At 37.3% G+C, this 20,542-nt stretch carries 17 protein-coding genes and 1 pseudogene; 7 read left to right on the top strand and 11 right to left on the bottom strand.

All coding sequences use genetic code 11. From position 1 onward, the window contains the following. Nucleotides 1-19: 19 nt before the first annotated feature. Nucleotides 20-3,319: a glycoside hydrolase gene (locus tag IPO27_19010; GenBank protein ID MBK8848511.1), complete on the top strand. Its 3,300-nt coding sequence runs from the start codon at nucleotides 20-22 to the stop codon at nucleotides 3,317-3,319. Nucleotides 3,320-3,354: 35 nt separating this feature from the next. Here IPO27_19010 and IPO27_19005 read toward each other — a convergent pair whose 3' ends face one another. From IPO27_19005 to IPO27_18975, 7 genes and pseudogenes are all read right to left on the bottom strand, one after another. Further along, on the bottom strand, nucleotides 3,355-4,665 hold the full coding sequence (locus tag IPO27_19005; GenBank protein ID MBK8848510.1) for a serine hydrolase: 1,311 nt from the start codon (nucleotides 4,663-4,665) through the stop codon (nucleotides 3,355-3,357). 80 nt (nucleotides 4,666-4,745) lie between these two features. Continuing rightward, a complete protein-coding gene (locus tag IPO27_19000; GenBank protein MBK8848509.1) occupies nucleotides 4,746-5,189 on the bottom strand; it encodes a hypothetical protein in 444 nt (147 codons plus the stop codon). Nucleotides 5,190-5,310: 121 nt separating this feature from the next. Next, nucleotides 5,311-5,637 (bottom strand): PKD domain-containing protein, encoded by a 327-nt coding sequence (locus IPO27_18995; GenBank protein ID MBK8848508.1) that lies wholly within the window; start codon nucleotides 5,635-5,637, stop codon nucleotides 5,311-5,313. A 51-nt stretch (nucleotides 5,638-5,688) separates the two neighbouring features. Next, complete coding sequence (locus IPO27_18990) at nucleotides 5,689-6,243, bottom strand: hypothetical protein (protein MBK8848507.1); 555 nt, start codon at nucleotides 6,241-6,243, stop codon at nucleotides 5,689-5,691. Between the two features lie 17 nt (nucleotides 6,244-6,260). Further along, nucleotides 6,261-7,043: a beta-lactamase family protein gene (locus IPO27_18985; protein MBK8848506.1), complete on the bottom strand. Its 783-nt coding sequence runs from the start codon at nucleotides 7,041-7,043 to the stop codon at nucleotides 6,261-6,263. Between the two features lie 228 nt (nucleotides 7,044-7,271). Further along, a pseudogene (locus tag IPO27_18980) lies at nucleotides 7,272-7,993 on the bottom strand (nitroreductase family protein). Nucleotides 7,994-8,177: 184 nt separating this feature from the next. Beyond that, complete coding sequence (locus IPO27_18975; protein ID MBK8848505.1) at nucleotides 8,178-8,336, bottom strand: hypothetical protein; 159 nt, start codon at nucleotides 8,334-8,336, stop codon at nucleotides 8,178-8,180. Between the two features lie 219 nt (nucleotides 8,337-8,555). On the opposite strand from IPO27_18975, the gene IPO27_18970 reads away from it, so the two are divergent. Then, on the top strand, nucleotides 8,556-8,921 hold the full coding sequence (locus tag IPO27_18970; GenBank protein ID MBK8848504.1) for a hypothetical protein: 366 nt from the start codon (nucleotides 8,556-8,558) through the stop codon (nucleotides 8,919-8,921). Nucleotides 8,922-9,104: 183 nt separating this feature from the next. Here IPO27_18970 and IPO27_18965 read toward each other — a convergent pair whose 3' ends face one another. After that, nucleotides 9,105-10,763, bottom strand: coding sequence for a PQQ-binding-like beta-propeller repeat protein (locus IPO27_18965; protein MBK8848503.1), 1,659 nt, complete (start codon nucleotides 10,761-10,763; stop codon nucleotides 9,105-9,107). Between the two features lie 497 nt (nucleotides 10,764-11,260). On the opposite strand from IPO27_18965, the gene IPO27_18960 reads away from it, so the two are divergent. Continuing rightward, nucleotides 11,261-11,821 carry a hypothetical protein gene (locus IPO27_18960; protein ID MBK8848502.1) on the top strand — a complete coding sequence of 187 codons (561 nt, stop codon included), beginning with the start codon at nucleotides 11,261-11,263 and terminating at the stop codon, nucleotides 11,819-11,821. Nucleotides 11,822-12,056: 235 nt separating this feature from the next. On the opposite strand, the gene IPO27_18955 is transcribed toward IPO27_18960, so the two are convergent. The 3 genes from IPO27_18955 to IPO27_18945 all read right to left on the bottom strand — a co-directional run bounded on the left by IPO27_18955 (nucleotide 12,057) and on the right by IPO27_18945 (nucleotide 15,055). Beyond that, the gene (locus IPO27_18955; protein ID MBK8848501.1) at nucleotides 12,057-12,998 is read right to left on the bottom strand and encodes an NAD-dependent epimerase/dehydratase family protein; all 942 of its coding nucleotides are present in this window, start codon (nucleotides 12,996-12,998) and stop codon (nucleotides 12,057-12,059) included. Nucleotides 12,999-13,099: 101 nt separating this feature from the next. Further along, the gene (locus tag IPO27_18950; GenBank protein ID MBK8848500.1) at nucleotides 13,100-13,690 is read right to left on the bottom strand and encodes a hypothetical protein; all 591 of its coding nucleotides are present in this window, start codon (nucleotides 13,688-13,690) and stop codon (nucleotides 13,100-13,102) included. A 189-nt stretch (nucleotides 13,691-13,879) separates the two neighbouring features. Beyond that, a complete protein-coding gene (locus IPO27_18945) occupies nucleotides 13,880-15,055 on the bottom strand; it encodes a DUF4407 domain-containing protein (GenBank protein ID MBK8848499.1) in 1,176 nt (391 codons plus the stop codon). A gap of 309 nt (nucleotides 15,056-15,364) precedes the next feature. Between IPO27_18945 and IPO27_18940 the strand changes: the two genes are divergently transcribed. The 4 genes from IPO27_18940 to IPO27_18925 all read left to right on the top strand — a co-directional run bounded on the left by IPO27_18940 (nucleotide 15,365) and on the right by IPO27_18925 (nucleotide 20,539). After that, nucleotides 15,365-16,120: a peptidoglycan-binding protein gene (locus IPO27_18940; GenBank protein ID MBK8848498.1), complete on the top strand. Its 756-nt coding sequence runs from the start codon at nucleotides 15,365-15,367 to the stop codon at nucleotides 16,118-16,120. 28 nt (nucleotides 16,121-16,148) lie between these two features. After that, nucleotides 16,149-17,555, top strand: a complete 1,407-nt coding sequence (locus IPO27_18935; GenBank protein MBK8848497.1) for a membrane dipeptidase — start codon at nucleotides 16,149-16,151, stop codon at nucleotides 17,553-17,555. 63 nt (nucleotides 17,556-17,618) lie between these two features. Then, nucleotides 17,619-19,031: an MBOAT family protein gene (locus tag IPO27_18930; protein ID MBK8848496.1), complete on the top strand. Its 1,413-nt coding sequence runs from the start codon at nucleotides 17,619-17,621 to the stop codon at nucleotides 19,029-19,031. Then, entirely contained in the window at nucleotides 19,031-20,539 is a 1,509-nt protein-coding gene (locus tag IPO27_18925) for a DUF4843 domain-containing protein (GenBank protein MBK8848495.1), read from the top strand. Before IPO27_18930 ends, IPO27_18925 begins: the two co-directional genes overlap by 1 nt. Nucleotides 20,540-20,542 lie beyond the last annotated feature (3 nt).

The raw sequence follows: 20,542 nt of genomic DNA, 5'->3' as shown, positions 1-20,542 counted from the left end.
GAAAGAAATATTTATTTTGATGAGAGCATTTTATTTATTGTTAGTGTTGGTAGGTGTATTTAATTATGATTTAAATGCCCAATTATTTTTTAAGAAAAATATCAACTGGTTAAGTGGTTACCAAACATCGGTAACTGGCGAAGTGCTTACTTACACTTCAGCCTATCCCGATTATGTGAATCAATCGTTGCTTACAAGATGCACCGATGGTAAGAAGGAAATAGAATGGCTTACGGCTTCTGTTGCTCAACAACAAAAAGATGAGTATGTATATTTCCGTTGGGTGGCAGCACACTCAACAGGGACAAGTAAAGGCCAACGCTTTTTCGATTTGTATATTGATAATATAAAGGTTCTTACTTTCAGCACCCAGGCAGGTAATAAGAATCCTGTTTGGCAATTCACTGCTAACGATAGCACGAGTTTAATATTTGAGCAGTCGCTATCCGATGCGGTAAATGATGCACATGGCATTTGTTACTTGCGTGTTCCCAGCAACCGAGTTACAACAGGAAAACCGCTTGCACTAAAGGTAATAGGGCAGGCGCAACAAAGCAACGATTGGTACATGACCTTCAAATATGCATTTGAAGAAAAAGCTGATATAATGCCCATGCCTTTTTTACTTAAAAGCGGACAGCAGGTATTAATGCTTACTGTGTTGCATTTTGGTAACAAAGAGCAATTGCAGATAATTGTAAATGGAAAAAATAAATATGAGCATCAACTTAATGATGGTATTACTGCTTATGACATACCAGTGGATGCTGTAAACAAAAAAACCAGCGTACATCTATTAATAAAGTGCGGGATAACCATTCTAAAAAACGATAGCATTACGATTGAGCCGGTGGTAAAGCGTGAGATACATTTTATACATCACTCCCATACCGACATTGGCTATTCGCATTTGCAACCGGAGGTTGAACGTATACATACCAAAAATATTTACGATGCATTGCGTATGATTAAACAAACGGCAAACTATCCCGATGCTGCCAGGTTCCGTTGGAACATTGAATCGCTGTGGGCTGTAGAAAACTTTATGCAAAAAGCAACCGCACAAGAAAAGGAAGAATTTATTTCTGCCGTAAAATCGGGGAGCATTGGACTCTCGGCTATGTATGCTAATATATTAACCGGACTAAGTGTAGGTGATGAAGTTTTTCATTACACCGATTATGCACAACAACTCGAAAAGGACTATGGAGTTGAAATAAATAGCGCTATGATTTCTGATATTCCCGGACATACATGGGATATAGTGACTGGCTTTGCCAAGCGAGGGATAAAATATTTTTCGAGTGGACCAAATTATATGGGAGCAAATCATCCATATATGGGAGATAGGGTAGGGCACTTTGCAAAAACATGGGGCGATAAACCGGTGTGGTGGCAATCACCTGGCGGAAATGAAAAATTATTATTCTGGACGGCAGGTCGTGGTTATTCATCGTGGCATGGGTTTGCGCCCGGAGCTATTTTTAATCGGGGCAGCAAAAGAATTGCTGCCTACCTCAACGAATTAACAGAAAAAAAATATCCCTATCAACTTATTCAATGGCGCTACAACTGTGTTGCCGACAATGCACCTATTGATTCTACCATTAGTGATTTTGTAAAACAGTGGAACGAAAAATATCAATCGCCAATTATTATTTTAAATACTACCGATAAGCTTTTTCAAAAATTTGAAAGTATGTATGGTAAAAACTTACCTGTTGTAAAAGGGGATATAACACCCTATTGGGAAGATGGTGCTACATCTACTGCGCACGAAGAAGGTGTGAATAGAGTGAATAGTTTGAAGCTACAGCAGTTAACAAATATGTATTCGTTACTAGCTCCTGAAAAATTTGAGGAGCAAAAATTTTATGAGGCATGGCGTGATGTACTAATGTTTCATGAACATACATGGGGTGCGCATAATAGCATTAGCGAACCGGGAATTGATTTTGTAAAGGAGCAATGGCGAATAAAGAAGGAGTTTCAAACAAATGGTGATGCAAAAATTGCAGTATTGTGGAATGCCATTGCTCCCGAAGCGTCAATTTCTACAAGCAAAAAAATAGCAATAGTAAATACACTTAACTGGCAACGTAATGGGGCTGTTACATTTGCCTCAAGCTTAAATGTAAACTCAGTTATGGATGAGAATGGAAAAATATTACCTGTTCAATCGCTTGCAAACAATCAGAAGGTATTTGTTATTGATAAACTACTTCCTTTCGAAACAAAGTATTTTACATTAGCCGAATCGCGTATTCAAGAAAGGAATGCGATAGTGGTAGATGATAATAGTATTTCGAATGGATTGATTACTGTACGTGCAGATAAAGTTAATGGAAGTATAGCCATACTAGGAAAGGACTTGAGCAACTATACCGGCAAGTTTAATAATGCAGGTATAAATAATTTTTGTTACGTGCCCGGCCTTGACCCTGCTATGGCAACAAACTTGCGCAATGTGAAAGTTGAAATAATGGATGATGGACCAATTAAAGCTACACTATGCATTACCGGTGAGCATGATGTGGTTACTAAACTTACCGCCTATATCACTATATACAGCGGAGATGATAAAGTGTATGTAGAAAATTATTTAGAAAAAAAAGAAGTGATGACTAAAGAAGCTGCTTATTTCAGTTTTCCTTTTGCGAATGGATTTAATAGTGTGACTGCTGATGCGGGATATGGTACACTTCATTATTTGAAGGATCAACTGCCTGGTTCTAATCTTGATTTTGTTTGTAATAAAAGATGGCTTGATGCTTCAGGCGAGAATGCCGGAGTGCAATTAATAACAATAGAATCCGCCATGCTTTGCCCCGATAGTTTGATGGACGAGCGGTTGGTGATAGACCAGGCGCATAAGAAATGGAAGGAGCATGCGCAACCAACAAGTACCTGGCATAGCTACCTTATGAATAATTATTGGCACACCAACTATAAAGCAAGTCAGGGAGGTTACATGCGTTTTCGTTATGTGATTAACCCTCATGCTAAATTAGCGCATGCCGAACAAGAAAAGTCAGCCTTAGAAGTGCTGCAACCAATTGTTGTTTTTAGCATAAGCAATGATGAGAAACTTCCTTCAACAGTTTTTGAAAGTAGTAATGATAAAATAATTGTGCGATGCCTTGAGCCCATTAACATGGGTTATAAAATGCGCTTGTATAATCCCGAGCCAAGCCAACAAAAATTTAATTTCACTTTTATATCAAACAGCAAAAAGTATGTAGCGCAAAACAACCCATCAAATCAAATGGAGTTTGCTCCATTTGAATTAGTTGAAGTGGAGTTGAAGGCAGGGTGGTAGTTCTTTTGAAGGATTACTTCTAGCGGACAATAATGCTACTGCTTAATAAGTTTGGAGGTGTAAGATTTTGCTCCATGTATAACCGTAACGATATAGAAACCACCGGTTAATTCTGAAATATCAATCTTGTTTTGATTTTGTTTTTCTAGAACTACTTTTCCAACTGAATTTGTAATCACTATGGTAGTGTTTTCTTTAGGTGAGAAGTCAAGCGAAATTTCGTTAGTTGCCGGATTGGGGTAAATTGAAAAATGGTTATTGTTCAAATCATCATCGATTATCGATGATGAACCACACATAGCAGCATTAAGTTTTTTCCAAATATCGTTACACAAGGTTATTGTAACTGGGTTACTTCCCGCCTGCATTCCCATTCTTACCACTACCAGTCCGGTACTTTTCGATATACTCAATATCTGACCATCTTTGCCTAAAGCGGCAAACATATCGGCTGGAGCATCCGGTGCATATGAACCAGGGAAAACAATTTGCGATGTTGGCACCATGAACGAAGCCTTGCCATTAAGCCACCAAAGATAGCCGTATGAAAGGTTTAAATTTTGCGAAGTGCTGGTCATTGCCTGAACATAGTTTGCATCATGAAGCAACGTGTCGCCATCCCAGATGCAGTTGTTTTGAATTAATAATCCAAAGCGGGCCATGCTTCTAACTTTACTATAGAACACATTATTAAATCCGCTAAATGCCCAAAAACCAGTCATGCCTGTTTGGTTTTTTAAGCGTGTTTGCGTGTACGTATTAATAGGAGTTCCGGTAGCATTATTAATGACACCTTCGAGCAGCGTGTATGGTGCGTTATGATATGCCCAACGTGCGCCAGGGTCTGCTAAGTAAGTCAGGCATGTATCATAAGTGCAGTGATTGTCGGGCACACCATCATCTAGTCCTGTGGTCATTGTCAGCTGATGCTGAATGGATATTTTTTCTTCCTGACTTGGTAAGCAACTTGTCCAGCCGGTTCCTAAATAAGTGGAGGTTGTATCGGTGATATCTAAAAAATTTTCTTCCTGCGCTTTGCCTACCAGAAAAGCTGTTATGGTTTTTCCTGCAGAAGCCCAGTACCATAAGCTATCTGCAGTGAACGTGCCGAAATATTTTTCTAAAACAATTTTACCATCTTTTAAAACCATGAAGCCTTTGGTGTCTTCCTTTTGCAAAAAATCGTACAACGTGTCAATCTCGTTTAAGCACCAACCTAACGAAGCAGGCGAAACAGTATCCCAGAGTGCCGTTCCGCTTAATGGTGGAAAATAATTGCTTTGAGCTCTTGTTGTGTTATATACACAGAAAAGGCTAAGCGCAGAAATAGCAAATAGATGTCTCATATTATTAACTGATTAGTTTTTGATTAGATAAGCTTACCATAAAAGGTTTAATAAGATGTCCGATTAATTATGATTACTATTTATTCGATCGTTAGTTCACTCGAGCTATCAATATTGGTGAGTTTATCGAAACGAAATTCTACAAACTGAGCCGCATCTTTTTTGCCATTCAAGGTAACAGTAGAACGTCCCATTTCTTTTCCCTTCGAATCAAATACTTTGGCCATCAGGCCTCCGTCAAAGTCTTTTGTAAATATCACATAAAGATGTAATAGATTATCGGTGCCTATGCTGTCACTCGAAACGGTGGCCTTTCCAAATTGTATTCCTTTATCTTTTAGTGCATCGGGTAGGGCAATATCTACATCAAAAGCTTTTTGCACCCCTTGCGTTGCGCCTTCAATAAATTCACCGGCAGTTTGCCCGGCCACATCACCGGCTTTATTAATTTTTTCCTTTATTGAAGACGAAGTGCAAGCAGCAAGCATGCACAACGAGAGAATCGAAATAGTGGATTTATTCATATCATAAATTTTATCCGAAGCATATTATCAATTGACACTTGGTCAATCTGTTTTTTATTTAGATGCAAAAGTACCAAAGTGCAGCAATCTAAAAAAGAACATTTGATGCCGTCTGCTTTTATTACTGAACTATAATTGTTTTCTGGGTGTAGTAATTATCCTTTCCTGATGATGCACCATCTTTTCGTTTTGCCTCTAAGGTAATAAGATAAAGCCCGCTCTTCGAAAATGCATGTGTAATGTTAATGTTAGTGGTCGTAGTGTCAAGAGTGTTATCAACAAAATTCCAAAGGAAGTAAGACGCATTTTGAGAGCACCCCGAATTAAATGTGATTGGCGTGTTTATAGCAAGCGTATCAGCAGTATAAGTAAAGCAAGCATTGGTAGGCTTAGTGCATGAGCTTGAAATTAGTGTTATTATAAGTATGAGGGTATTCGCTTTGCGCATCTTATTAGTTTTATAAAAAAGTTGTGACCAAAGTTAAGGTCAATTATAATGTTACTGTTCCTTTTCAATTTTTGCAATCGTGCTCTTTATTCGTTCGTTTTCAGGATCTAGTTCTAAAGCAATTTTATAATTTTTCAATGCATTCGTTTTATCATCGGAAAGTAGGTATGCTTCACCAAGGCTATCATAAACATTTGCTACTTTGGGATATAAATCTACGTTTAGTTTAAATAATTTCAAAGCTACTTCTTTTGCTCCTGCATTTAAATATTGATATCCGAAAAAATTTAAAAATCGCTCATCCAGGGGCAGACCTGCTGCATTGGCCATTTGCTCTAGATTAGATTTTACATAATCTATTCCTTGCTCATTTATAGATTTATATAAAGTCATAGCAAAAGGAAACTGCAGAGCAGGGCAGGGCTCATTTTTAATAATTGATTTAATCCTGAATGCAAGTTCATCTGCAATAGTGCATGTATTTGCCATGATAACAAAGGCATAGCCATTATCTTGATTGTAGTAAATAACTGAATTCCAAAATGGTGTTCCACCGGCAACCATTGCTTTGCCACTTGAGGTATGTGAAGGTAATGCACCTTTCATTTTAGCTTCAGTAAATTTTAGTAAATCACTAATGGTAGTATATATGCCACCTGCAGGCGTGCTATTGGATATATCATCAAAGCTGATTTTGTTACCTTCAAAAGTAATATCGGTGCCAAATGCACGATTTGCTTGTGCGGCTTTTTCTGCTTTGGTATAGTACATGTTAAGTGCCAAGGGAGTTGCAATTCTTGCCTGTAGATTTTTTCATAACTCTTGTTCGTAATTTTTTCGATTACAGCTCCCAACACAACATATCCCGAATTGGAATATCTCTTAGATGTACCAGGTTCAAAAAGCAAAGGCTCCGTCTTTATGATATTAAGCAATTCGTTCATTGTAAATTCTTTGAAGCGTATTTCTTCAAATTTTGGATTCTCCAAATAATCGCCCAGGCCTGCTTCCATATTCAGCAATTGCTGAATGGTAATTTTGTTTCCAATTTCTGTTGGATAAATATCAAGGTACTTGCTCAGTTTGTCAGTATATGCAAGTTTACTTTCATTAGATAGTTGGTGTATGATTTCTTCTGTAAATTGCTTGTTTAGTGAACCTATATTGAAGATGGTGTTTTTGTCTATTGCTCTTTTTGTTTTCCAATCAGCATAGCCTAATTGTCGGTAGTAAATATTTTCCCCATTGTGTGTAATAGTTACCTGTCCAGAAAAAATACCTTTTGCGTTTGCATCATTCAATAGCGAATCAACTTTTTGTACAATGCCTTTATCATCAGGCTGTGCTTGTAACAGAGTGCCAAATAAAAATACAAGTGTATGTGTGATTGAAAGAAATCTTTTCATTGTTATTAAATTAAATTTTATGATAAGTAATTTGATTGGATAGAGCGAAGATAAAATCTTTGATTTTAGCTAAGGGCCAAAGCAAAGGTATTTAGGCTTGATTTAACATCTAAAATGATTAGTTGAAACCGAAGATGTAATTTTAATGCTAAAAAAAAGGCACAATATATCGGCATGTCTAGGCTCTAAAAACATGTTGCTATATGAAATACGAACTGGTCAGTTGTTTCAAATATTTTTATAAACCTCGCTAAACGGAATCCGCATGCGGTCGCCCCAAACTCCATTCGCTTCTCTTATTCCACAAGAAATAATCATATTGACTTCTGCACCAAATGGCAATTGTAAAATACGTTTAACCCGTCTGCTGTCAAAACCTTCCATAGGGCAGGTGTCATATCCTTCATTTGACATTGCAAGCATAAATGTTTGTGCAGCAAGCGCGCAAGTTTTATGCACTACTACACGCATATCGCCTTCACTTACCTGATAGTAAATTGGCCTGAAAAGGCCAATGATATTACTAGGATCATTCGTATAAGTCCAAAAAATCCAAAACATCGGGAATAAATAAATGGCATAGCTTTTCCGTAATACAATTTTCTTTGCTTAATCCTGCTTGCGTGCCTTTCTGTGGGGCTGTTCTTTAAAATATTTTGCGTTTCGAACTCCAGCATCTTTCTTGACCTTTGCTTGTAAAGATCCTGCCTTGTTACAAATACAACCATTTGCTGGGCAGTTTTAGCAGCATTTTGATTGAAGCAGTAAGTTGATAAACTTGTAAGCGTCTTAGAATCCGTGATATGATAAAATTCCCACAACTGCATGTTTGAGCTATTAGGCGACAGTGTAGCTATCTCAATACATTTTTTTACTTTTTCTGAATCGATTGATTGTTTCTTGTAATTGCGGATGGACCTGCGATGATGAACCGTTTCTTCAAATGTCATACTTGTATTATTATTTTTTTCTCTTTGTCTCTCTTTAAGGCCTTAAAGATTATTTTTATTCAGAATGTTAGAACCTGCTTCTTAAAAAATTCTGTATAATCTACAGCCGCATTTCAGTCTCGCTCTTCGACATAGTCCGAAGGGCATGTCAAAGTTAAGATTAAAAAGCATTTACAATGCTTTCTCACGAGGATGCAAGTTCAAGGAATTCTTTTTTACATCCATAATAATCTCCTGCACCATTATAAATATAATCTTGTTCTTTGTCTACTATCCCGGCACGAACAGGATTTGTGCAAGTAAACTGTTTCATAACAACAGAGGCATATCCCTTAATGCTCAAATATATAGCTTCTCTAAAACATTACAAATGCCTCACTATCAGTGCTTCGACATTGCCTTCGGAACATGTCGAAGAGAAGAGTTGTTGATAACAAGTTTAAATATGAAAATAGAAAATAAACGTAAGCATTGAATTTGCTTTTTTTTTGTAAATCGCACTTGTGTTTTAATGCAGGCCTTGCTGTGCAATTATTAATAGCGAATCTTTAATTTTTATAATATGGAGTTTCCTTCGATAGAGAATAGTAAAATAGCAAGTTATTTTAATAAGGTAGAAATTATACAAGCTACTGCCAATCAGATTATGAAGGACTTTGCCATGTTTGGCATTGATATCACCTACACAGGAAACGTTGATACAGCGTATAATGAATTGCATGAGCAACTAACCCGGCAAATTGATAAGGTAATTGAAAACAGTTACTCAAAATTGTTTTCGATTTTATATCGGATAGATGTTTCGGAGAAGGAATTGGAAAGAGCAAAAATTGAGATGACAAATTACAATCATTCACAAATAATAGCTCATCAGATAATAGTTCGCGAATTAAAAAAAGTTTTGGTTCGCATGTATTACAAGCCTTAATGAATTGCTGCGGGCTACTGTTCATTCATCAAAGCATGCACAGCACCGAAAAGGATTTGTAATTGCACTATAAAACCCTTGCAGGAGTAGACAGGTTTGCGTGTGTAATTATTATTTCTGCTTTCTTATTCACTAAAGTACTTCTGCTATCGTTTCTGAAAAATTTAACTTATACATTTATCATTATTTGATTTTCACAACTTTCCCGGTTACTCGCTTATCACCTAGTTGACAAACGTAAAAGTAAACTCCTGGTGCGAGATTTTCTGTGTTAAAATTAATTTCATTGCTAACGATAGATGTTTCAAAGTACTTGTAGCCGGTTACTTGTCCATGTATATTAAAAAGTGTTATTTCAATTGGTGACTTGGGCTTATTTTCAAAAACAAATTTAAGATGATCACCAAATGGATTAGGCATAATCTGTAACGCATTGGAAAAGTTTTGTGAAGCGTATAAACTGGCAGTTGTATCACATGCAGCTGCAACTTCAGCATTTGATAAATACGCAGTGCGATGAATATCGTGTCTGAACATTAACCACGATGTGCAGTTTCCAACACCGGCATTAAACATAAATGCCTTTCCACAATTTAGGCTATCGGGTACATAGGTTCCGTATCCTGCAACAGTGAATACTTCCATGGTATCATCATCATCAAAATCGGCTATCAATGCACCATGGTCCACATTAAACCACGGTAAACCTTGCTGGAAGAAGGTATCAAGGTCTATATTCCAAAGCAATCCTGTATAAGGTTCTATAGCGATAAATTCACCCATAAAATGCCCTGACACAAGGTCCAGTTTACCATTGCCATTAACATCGCCTACAGCCATCCCTCTAAATGAGCTGAATGTAAGGGGATACATCCACTCAAGATTTCCTGAGGGACCATCCAGTATGCCTATATGATCATTAAAGTTAATGTAATCGTTGTTATTATAAATTACTTCGAGCGTATCATCATTATCCAAGTCCGCAATTGAGATTGCACTCATTACATTTGTTAAACCTGTCTTAGTCCAAAGCACACTGCCATCTTCAACATTCAAGGCACGTATCATTCCACTGTTATCACCAATCACATATTCATTTTTTCCGTCAAGGTCTATATCAGCAATAGCACCACCATGATAGGAGTAATATGTGCTGCTTGTGTCAAAATGATAATTTACCCAAAGGGTATCTGCCGTTGCATAATCGTAGCAATAGGTATAGTAACCTGAATTATTAAAATGATTAGCCACAATAATATCAAGCATGCTATCTCCATTCACATCGCAAAGTGTAGGTTCTGTTTGCACAGGGCCGGTGGTTACTTGTATTTGCTTGGCCAGACTACCATCTTCGCCATTTAATATTCTTATTTGTCCGCTAAAATTGCCAAATAGAATTTCAGGTTTGTTATCGTTATCAATATCGGCCACAGTAGGAGGGGAGTCGCCACCTCCCGAAGGTTTGCTCCACTTTAACGTTCCTGTTTTTCCATCAATACAAAAGGCTGTCGGGTTACATGAGCCATTAATAAATACATCTAATACACTATCACCATCCATATCATAAATTACCGGAGCCACATCGCCACAACCATTAATATCGTAAATCCAATTAACCGAACCGTCTTCGGCATTGAGGCAATGTGCCCGTCCGTCATTGGTGTAGGTTGTAAAAACAATCTCGAGTTTGCCATCACCATCTAAATCAGCAGCCGCAGCTGAGCCAAAAGCTGGTGCCCCAATGTCGTAACTCCATTGCAAGGTTGGAAAGTTTTGTGCACTTATTTTGTTTGCTATCAATATGATTGCAATAAACAATATTATAATCCGAATTCTGCTCATCTGTGATAGATTTAAACTGAATACGAATGTAGGTTTTATTTTATACTTTCTGATATTATAGTTTTCACTAACTACCGTTTGGAGAAGTCTCCTGTTTGGCGTAGTCTCTGACTACACCACAGAGTAAATAAATCTCTGATTTATATTTTTACTAAAAGAAAAAATAATACATGATAAAAATTCCAATAATCACTTCACCACACCTGACCCAATTATGCAATTCAGCAACGGAACAATCGGAGATTGCACTGCACAATGACGAAATCGGAGACTACGCCAAAAGCTGGCATATGCACAACTGCATAGTGTCATCAACAATGTCGCTTGACGCAACAATGCCTGTCATCAATTTGTAATGTATTTGTTTACACAATAATATTTAAAATCCTTCGTAGATATTATGCAACCAATTTGAATTTTTAGTCAGCCTCTTATCTGATTAGAAAAAATCTGCAACCAAGTATTTGTATAAACAATCAAAGTTAAAAATTAATCAAATGAAAAAGTTGAAATTAGCAGTATTGTTATGCTTAGGATATACGTTAAGCAAATCACAAAATTCTGTACCCACAAACAAAAACTCATCTCGCATTTCCACTTCTTATGTTTATGCTGAGCGCGAGCCTGGATATATGGTCAGCAATGAAGTTCAATTTCATGTATTCAAAAGATTTTACATAACCCCGCAAATATTCTATGCTAAACAATCTTATTCATTGGACAATAAATCAGCTAATACCTTCACAACCGGAGCTGCACTTAGACTGGATTATGCAATTACGCAAACCGCAAAATGGAAAATAGAAATTGGTGCAGGCTATGCAATACGCAGAAGAGAAGAAACCTGGGTTCTAGACTTTGAGCCCGGAACATTTGTCTCCGAAAATGATGTATTCTTTAGGAAAAGAATATACGGTGCAAATTGCCCCATTGCAAATTTGAATATTGAAAGAAATATTAATACCCGATTGGGTTTGGGCTTAAAAACCGAATGGCAAGCTGGTGGACGACTAAAAAGTTTTATTTCGCAAGGAGTGTATTTGAAATTGGGATTTTAGGATCCTTCTTTTTTTCCATTTGTTCAAAAAGAAAAGTAATGCTATTCTAAATGTTCCAAAGGGTATGTCGAAGAGTGGATTTATAAAAGATTAAAAAATTGTTTTACAATGCAATTAGACATCCGCATTGCAAATGCGTACGAGCGGAGATTTGTATATGTGCTTCGACCTGCCCTGCAGAACATATCGAAGAGCGGAATTGAAATAAAAATTACCTTAGCTATGAAATAATAAGCTACTTCTCGCCAGCATCATTCCTTGCACTTTCAAGCATCATTTTTATTCCCTCTTTAGGTGGAGTTGCCATAATACCAAACCGCTTTTCAAATTTGCTGCTATCGAAAATATAATCTTGCTCATATTGATAAAGCATCTCTGGAAATTCTTTCATTACCGGAATAAACCATCCAAGCACTTTGATAAACCAGGTTGGCAATATTTGAATTTTAGGCTCAACTTTTAGTTCTTCTGCAATGGATTTTATCCATTGCAGGTTTGTCAGTTTCTCTTTTGAAGTAGGTACATGCCACACCTGATTGTAGGCATCAGGAGTATTGCCAAGCAATGCGGTAGCCTTACCTGCATCAGGAGTATAGGTATAGGTATGTAGTTTGTTTACATTACCAAATGCCTGCGCCTTTTTTCCTTTCAACAAATTATCAACCACCATTATAGTGAGACCACTGTTCTTATTATCAGGGCCATAAAAATCGGCCGACCGAGCAATAAGAGCTGTAAGTGTATGATTGTTTACTTCGTTCATAATCATTTGATGCAATTGTTGGCGCACCACACCTTTTAAACTCGGTGCATTCATAGGCGACTCTTCGGTCATATGCGGAATGGCGGTTGCATCATACATATATACATTATCGAAAAATACGAGTTTGGCCTTATGTGCTTTGCATGCATCAATCACGGCCTGCATAAATGCAGGCCATATTTTTTGCCACACACTTAGTTTGTACTCAAAGCCAATAACAACATAAACAACTTCGCTACCGGCAACAGCTTTATCAATTTGTTTTAAGTCATTTACATCAATCGGGAAAAGTTCATCCGTATCGTTTACCTTTTTTGGATTACGACTTACAAGGCGTATTTTATCTGTGTATTTTTTTAATTCCTTAGCCAGAGGTATTCCAATAGCTCCTCCTGATCCTATTATAGTTTGCATAGCTTTTTCGTATTTTTATTTAATGTCTGTTTTTAATTTACTTATTTTAGAATGAAAAACATTTGTGGTATATTGTTTTTTGCAACTGAATTTCAAACTTATTACGGCAACCATGTGAACCAGGTATTTTGATCGATAAGTGGAATATCGTTTCTAATGCAAATATTCATGGTATGTCCCGTACCTCCTTCGCGGGGATTTTTTAAGTCGTCATAAAAAATGCCCAAAGTGGCCGGTTTAATTGTATCAGTGCCAATTACCTTGGCTGTATCCCTAAGTATATATGCTGCTTTAATGGTATATCGGTTTACATCGCCTTCAACAAATTGCTCAATCATTTTTTCCATTTTGCGGTTGCTTTTTGATTGCTGCACCAATTCAGAATCTGCCGTCACATTAAGTTGCGAAAGCGATATGGTATTGGTTGCAAGATTTTGTTTTTGCCGATGGCCTGTATAAGGCGTAATAACTTCTAATCTGTTTTTATCAATGCTACAAACACCTTCAGAAAATAATTGATCGGCACCGGAGGCATTGCCACTCCTGAAAGTTATTTTTTTCGTCTTTGATGCAAGCAGCTTGCCCAGCGAAATTAATTTTTCTTTGTCCTGTTCGAGAACATTTCGTTTCCCTTCAAGTAGCACTATACTGTTTTCCTTGTCAAACTGTTTGATAAATTCTTGTAAGGTCATTTTCAGGTTTGGATTTGAGTAGCTTTTTATAAGCAGGAATTTTGTGTAAAGGAAAGGGGAGAGCTCAACACTGTTTCTCTAAGGCAAGTGCAAATGTATGCTTTATTGTTTGGCCACAAACATTGTTATGTTCTTATATCTTGCCAACGTTGTTGTGTCAGCTCGTTGCGCCTAACCTCCGCGCTAAGGTCAAACTTCAGCTACCTTTCTACGAGGTTGTTTCAATCGTATGTTGCTTAGTTCCTCCTGTTTCCATGCATTGACCATTTCTTTAGTGAGCTCTTTTTTTGCTACATGTATTTCTTTCATCAGCTCTTTATTGCTTTCAAGTTCGTCTTGCAGGGCTTGATTACCGGTTTCAATAGTGATTTGCAATTTTTCATAAGTCGCTTGATTAAGCGTTGCCATCTGCTCCATGCATAGCATTTCAAATTTATGCTCTTCCATTTCGAGCAGTTCGTCATATGGACCTCTGCCCGATAGAAGTTTAACTAATACAGGAGCTAGTTCTATGGCGATAAATAAAAGCATCACCATCAGGCTGGCCATGGCTATGGTATTATTCTTAGCCGAAATGTTGCCCAGGGCAGCAAGGCGTTTATCAAATCCATCAAATGAACCTCGTTTTACGGTTGATTTTAAACTGTCAACTAAAGTTAGCAGGATGTCTTTTTCTTTTTGTTTACTAAGTATTAGCGGTTGATTTTTGTTAGAAGCATTTTCCAGTTCAGCCTGGGCTTTTATAGCATCTCCTTTTTTTAAGTTATAGATTGTAGCTGCACCTCTTTTCATGGTTCCACCACTACCATCAGCTTCTCTTCGTGCCACCTCATCCAGCTGGTTTCGATAGTTGGCCTTACTGTCTATTTCATTTTTTAATCCGGAAATTTCATTTGATAATGAGGCAATCTGCAATCGAAAGCGATTGGTAAGCGCATCTTCCTGCGCTTTTAATTCCTGCTGTTTCATTAACTCCAACTCATATTCTATGGACGTGTGAAAAATCTGCAATTCTAAAGGTTTCGATATTACAAATGCGATAATGGTGGCTAGTATGATTCGTGGGAGGGCTAATTTTATTTCGTTCCAAAAATTGCTATTCTTTTTCATGCTTGATACGATGTATCGATCAAGATTGAAAATCATGGCGCCCCAAATAAGTCCAAAGATTAACCCGGCACTAATGCGCCAAATAGATATGGCATCGTTAAAAATATAATACAATGCATAGCCTCCTGATATAACTGCGAACAAGCCCGTAAAAAAAACCGTGGCACCTATACCTTGGTACTTGTTGTGTTCGGTGGGCGCACGTTGTAGCAGGACTATATTTGCTCCTGAACAAAACCAAAAAAACTTTTTCAATGCATCCATATTATTTTCAGCAGATTAGAAGTGAATTTTTTTAACCAACTTTATGCCGTTGCTAATTGCCTTGTACTGCTTTAACGCTAAGGTTATTAAACTGTTGCCCATGGAATCAGAATGTTAAGTTAAGATGTTTATCCGGCTAATTTGTTACGCAGCTTTTTCATTTTTATTGAAGTTATTTTAATTGTAAATAAGGGAGAGAACTTTTTCCATTTTTTATTTTTCTTGATTAGGTCAAATTATAATTTACATTTGTCAACACCATTCCACACGTTTTCTATTAATCTTTAAATCAAAAAAATTATGAATTATCCAAATCAAATTATTAAAAAAGGCAGTACCCTTAAAAGTGCAGTTAAAGCAATTCAGTTACGTTTAAAAGAGTTGGGTTATCTTAGTGACACGGCCGATGGAGTATTTGGCAACAATACATCCACAGCAGTTAAGCTGTTTCAGGCGCAGCACGTAGATCAGCAAGGAGTATCGTTAAAAGCAGATGGCTCTGTGGGTGCAATTACCTGGGCTGTTTTGTTTGGTGTAGAAAAAACTCCGGTAACAACTACAGCCGACAGCCAACTGGGCGAAGAAATTGTTCGGATAGCAAAAAAGGAGGTAGGTAAAATGGAAAAGCCAGCTGGAAGCAACAGCGGCCCTGATATAAAAAAATATTTTGATAGCGTAGATATAGCTCAGGGATATGCTTGGTGTGTGTGCTTTACGTATTGGTGTATTAATCAGGCATGCGCCAATATTGGAGTTACCAACAAGATGCCTCGCACAGCAGGTGTGCTCGCGCATTGGAATACCACCAAGGCAAAAAAAATACTTGCTGCCGATGCAAAAAATAATCCTTCTTTAGTAAAGCCGGGGCAGTTTTTTATGATGAAGATGGGCAGAGTGACAGGGCATACCGGAATTGTAACCGCTGTTAGTGGCGGATTTATTGAATGTATTGAAGGCAATACGAATGATGGCGGCAGTCGCGAGGGCGTGGGTGTTTTTGCGCGTAAGCGTAAGATTGCAGATATCAATCTTGGTTTTATCGAGTACAAAAAGTAAACGTATTATTTATTTAAAATCTTAAGTTATGAATGCTTTTGTTGACTTGCATTGCCATCCAACACTGAAACCTTATGGACAAAGTTTCACTAAAAAGCAAAAGGGAAATAGCAGCGATATTAATGATCGTAACAGCGTATGGTATTACGACCCACCCACTGTTAGCGACAAGCTTCTAAACTATTTAGCTACACTCACACGATTTTCGCAAGCCAATTTTCAAGCCTTATGTTATGGTAATGTTGGCATCATATGCGCAAGCCTTTATCCAATCGAAATTGGATTCTTCAAAAACAAATTGCCGCAAGGAGCAGTGCGAAGAGAGGTAAATAATTTTGTAACCGGAGTAGGAGATAGCCGGGTTGAACAGGTAATAAAAACCAACGATTACTTTACTGATTTGGAGCAGGAGTATAAGTTTCTGCAACAATTGGATGGACAAATTTTTACCATTGACAGCCAGGATTATCAGTACAAATTAATTAGCAGTTATGATGATTTAAATAGCATTCAAGCACAAACTGATAATATATTTACAGTTTGTGTATTGCTTTCAATAGAAGGTGGGCATGCTTTTGGTTGCGGTATTCCGGGTAAGAATGCAAATAAGAAAGTGGTACTGGCAAATGTTGCCAAGGTAAAGAGTTGGCAACACAGGCCGCTGTTTATTGCTATTGGCCATCACTTTTATAACGAGCTATGCGGTCATCCGAAAAGCCTGACAGGAATATTGGGCAAGGTGTGCGATCAATCCGTTGGTATGAATGAGGGAATTACTCCACTTGGATATGAGGTAATTTCGCTCTTGCTTGATAACAAGAATCAGCAACGCATACTTATTGATATTAAGCATATGAGTATTCTTGCCCGCAATCAATACTATCAGCTACTGCGCCAGGAATATGCAGGCCAAAACATTCCAATACTGGTAAGCCATGGTGGCGTAACAGGTATTCCGTCTAATACTAGCAATTGGTTCTTAAATGAAAGTATTAATTTTGACGATACAGACTTGCTTGAAATAGCACGTAGCAATGGCCTCTTTGGCATACAACTGGACGAGCGTAGAATTGGCAGTGAGCAGGAGTTGAAAAAAACGCGAGGCGAAATCTCTCGAAAAAAAATATTGTACAACTGGGCACGCCTTGTTTGGCGACAGATTCAGCATATTGCTGAATTACTCGATCGTAACAATATGTTTGCTTGGGGAATACAATGTATTGGCAGTGATTTTGATGGAATAGTAAATCCAATCAATGGGTACTGGACCGAAGAGGAAATGCAGTTTTTGGATGATTATCTGCTAAAGCACGCTTATAATTTTATAAACAATCCAAATTCATTACGTAACGATTACAATATACTTTCTGCCGAAATGATTGTTAATCTGGTGATGTATGAAAACGCTTCAAGTTTTATTCGTAAAAATTATTAAACGTGGTTTTTTAGGTTAAGTGTTTTTCTTAATTTGCATACCCAATTAATGTGAAGTATCAGTATGCTGTTTAACTCGCTTGAGTTTTTTATTTTCTTTCCGGTTGTAACACTGCTGTTTTACTTGTTACCTCATGCTTATAGATGGGTCATGTTGCTTTTCGCTTCCTGTTACTTTTATATGTCTTTTATTCCGGAGTACATCCTCGTATTATTTGCAACTATTATCATCGACTATTTGGCCGGAATACTCTTAGTAAGTTCAACGCGCTACCGAAAGACCTGGCTGGTCATTAGTGTTGTAGCTACTTGTCTGGTCTTAATAATTTTTAAGTACTATAATTTTTTTACTCAAACAGTTATTGAGCTGTTAGGCAATTTTTCGATTAAGTACGATGCCCCGTATTCAGCATTGGCGCTGCCAATTGGTTTATCGTTTCATACATTTCAAAGTTTGAGTTATGTTATTGAAGTGTATCGTGGCCGGCAAAATGCCGAACGGCATTTTGGAATCTATGCATTGTATGTAATGTTTTATCCGCAATTGGTAACCGGCCCTATCGAGCGGCCTTACAATTTATTGAATCAGCTTCGAAAAAAAATATCGTATAACTACGATAATCTGGCTAATGGATTGCGTTTAATCTTGTTTGGACTTGTTACCAAAATGGTGGTGGCTGACAACATGGCTATATACGTTGATCAGTTATATGAGCAACCCGGTACTTACCATGCATTAAGTGTTGCTGCCTGCTTGATGCTTTATGCCTTGCAGATATATTGTGATTTCTATGGCTACAGCACCATTGCTCTTGGCACTGCCTTAGCCATGGGATATAACTTGATGGATAATTTTAAGCAGCCATATTTTTCGCAATCCATTGGCGAGTTCTGGCAGCGTTGGCACATTTCGCTCAGCTCCTGGTTTCGTGATTATGTATATATTCCCCTTGGTGGAAACAAAACTTCTATTTGGATTTGGATACGTAATATACTTTTTGTTTTTGCTTTAAGTGGGTTGTGGCATGGAGCTAACACTACATTTATTATATGGGGACTGGCACATGGCGCATGTTATCTAATCGAATCCTTTGTTAAACTTAAGTATGGGTTGGCAAATAATCAATCTGCAAGCATTCGCATTATTGGTAAAGGATTACGTATGGCTAAAACCTTTATTACGGTTACACTCATATGGGTATTTTTTAGAGCAGTAAGTATGGATGAGGCATGGCAAATATTTGCTTCGCTAAAAAATAACTGGCATACCGGTGAGGGCTTACCTATACCTATGACTGTTTGGTTTTATATACTGGGCTTTGTAGTGCTTGAATTACTTATGGGCAACAAAAGGTTTGATGCTTGGTGTGGTGCATTGCCTTTGGTTGTAAGATGGTGCTTGTATTCATTGCTCATATTTGTCGCAGTTGCATATTCAGGTGTTCATGCTATACCATTTATTTATTTTCAATTCTAATGCAAATTTTGTTAGATAAAAAACTGTGGATTAAACTTGTTGCTTTGGCGGCTCTCATAGTTTGCCTAAGTTATGTATATAAGTACACAGCGTTTAAAAACGATATCAAGTTATATGCAGATGCTTTTGAATTGATAGAATACGCACAGGAGCAAAAATCAGAGGTAATATATCTTGGCGAGTCGAGCAATAATAATTATCGAGAAGATGATATTGATAAACGCCCTATCAGTGCTTTTTTGGCTGATTATTTTACCGGAGTAAAAGTAACAGGACTTACAAAAGAAGCATCGCATGCGCAAGTTTATTATCACTTATTAAAAAATATTCCATCATCTTCAAAAGTGAAAACGGTAATTGTAACAATGAACCTCCGCTCCTTTGATGCCTTTTGGATTTATTCTCCCCTTGAAAATTATATTCAAAAAAGTCTTGTATTCTATCAGCCCAATCCACCATTTTACAATCGGCTTATGCTTGGTTTGCATAGATATACATCGTTTTCCGATAGCTTGCTGGTATGGAGTTATAAAAATAGCTGGCGTAATGAAAAATTAAAATTACCTCCATCAATTCCTGCTACTAATACGTATGATTGGGACAGTTTAATGAACTACCGTGGTGTGCTAAATGCGGATAGTACCCGCAATAATGCGTTAACCGATCTGGCGTGCAATTATATTAAGACGTTTGCTTTTAATATTGATACCGCAAACAATGTTCGCATCAAAGATTTTGATGCAATTGTTAAACTTGCAAATGAGCGAGGCTGGAATTTATATTTTAACCTTATGGCAGAAAATGTTTTTATGGCAGATTCATTGGTGGGAGATGAACTGGTAAAAATTATCAGGGAAAATCGCAACTTGCTTATGCAGCGATATAACTGCAATGGGGTTACAGTTATTGATAATCTGGAGTTGGTGCCAAGTGATGAATATATTGACGTAGACTGGACCACAGAACATTATGCTCAACAAGGTCGACAAATTATTGCAGCTAATGTTGCTAATCATTTACGCAAGCAGTACCCCAGGCAGTTCGCAACACCGCAACCCAAGCCAATAGAAAAGCTTACAACATTTTACAATAATTGCGAGGGTAATATTAATTGGTCGCAAATGCAAACTGTAACCATGGAGGAAAAGTTTGCAGGACTTAAATCTTCGTACGCGAATAGCGTGGAGAATTATACCGTTACACTTGAAAAACCGGTAAGCCTCTTAGCCCCGGGCATGTCAAGCGTAGTCGTATCATTCAATTATTTGCAAAAGACAAATCAGGTTTATTCGATGGTAGTAATTGAATATCTTGATAATGAAAGCAACAAAAAAACTGAAACAAAACTGATTTCAGAGTTGAAACCAATTACTGATAAATGGCAAAAACTTCAGTTTAAATTTTCTTTACCCAGTGATTTTTATTCAAAGAATACATTTAAGGTGTATGTCTATAACAACAGTAAGAGTAAAATATTTATCGATGAATTCAAAGTCTTGTTTGAATAAATC

The organism is Bacteroidota bacterium, assembly GCA_016714535.1.
Taxonomy (GTDB): domain Bacteria; phylum Bacteroidota; class Bacteroidia; order AKYH767-A; family OLB10; genus JADKFV01.
The sequence above is the reverse complement of the archived record's forward strand: the minus strand, read 5'-3'. Positions and strand labels throughout refer to the sequence as shown.

Excerpts from the sequence above, each read along its gene's own strand:
- IPO27_18925 (MBK8848495.1), top strand. The coding sequence starts at position 19,031 with ATGCAAATTTTGTTAGATAAAAAACTGTGGATTAAACTTGTTGCTTTG.
- IPO27_18970 (MBK8848504.1), top strand. The coding sequence starts at position 8,556 with ATGGAGTTTCCTTCGATAGAGAATAGTAAAATAGCAAGTTATTTTAAT.
- IPO27_18985 (MBK8848506.1), bottom strand. The coding sequence starts at position 7,043 with ATGAAAAGATTTCTTTCAATCACACATACACTTGTATTTTTATTTGGC.
- IPO27_19005 (MBK8848510.1), bottom strand. The coding sequence starts at position 4,665 with ATGAGACATCTATTTGCTATTTCTGCGCTTAGCCTTTTCTGTGTATAT.
- IPO27_18935 (MBK8848497.1), top strand. The coding sequence starts at position 16,149 with ATGAATGCTTTTGTTGACTTGCATTGCCATCCAACACTGAAACCTTAT.
- IPO27_18960 (MBK8848502.1), top strand. The coding sequence starts at position 11,261 with ATGAAAAAGTTGAAATTAGCAGTATTGTTATGCTTAGGATATACGTTA.
- IPO27_18965 (MBK8848503.1), bottom strand. The coding sequence starts at position 10,763 with ATGAGCAGAATTCGGATTATAATATTGTTTATTGCAATCATATTGATA.
- IPO27_19000 (MBK8848509.1), bottom strand. The coding sequence starts at position 5,189 with ATGAATAAATCCACTATTTCGATTCTCTCGTTGTGCATGCTTGCTGCT.
- IPO27_18940 (MBK8848498.1), top strand. The coding sequence starts at position 15,365 with ATGAATTATCCAAATCAAATTATTAAAAAAGGCAGTACCCTTAAAAGT.
- IPO27_19010 (MBK8848511.1), top strand. The coding sequence starts at position 20 with ATGAGAGCATTTTATTTATTGTTAGTGTTGGTAGGTGTATTTAATTAT.
- IPO27_18930 (MBK8848496.1), top strand. The coding sequence starts at position 17,619 with ATGCTGTTTAACTCGCTTGAGTTTTTTATTTTCTTTCCGGTTGTAACA.
- IPO27_18995 (MBK8848508.1), bottom strand. The coding sequence starts at position 5,637 with ATGCGCAAAGCGAATACCCTCATACTTATAATAACACTAATTTCAAGC.
- IPO27_18990 (MBK8848507.1), bottom strand. The coding sequence starts at position 6,243 with ATGAAAGGTGCATTACCTTCACATACCTCAAGTGGCAAAGCAATGGTT.
- IPO27_18950 (MBK8848500.1), bottom strand. The coding sequence starts at position 13,690 with ATGACCTTACAAGAATTTATCAAACAGTTTGACAAGGAAAACAGTATA.
- IPO27_18955 (MBK8848501.1), bottom strand. The coding sequence starts at position 12,998 with ATGCAAACTATAATAGGATCAGGAGGAGCTATTGGAATACCTCTGGCT.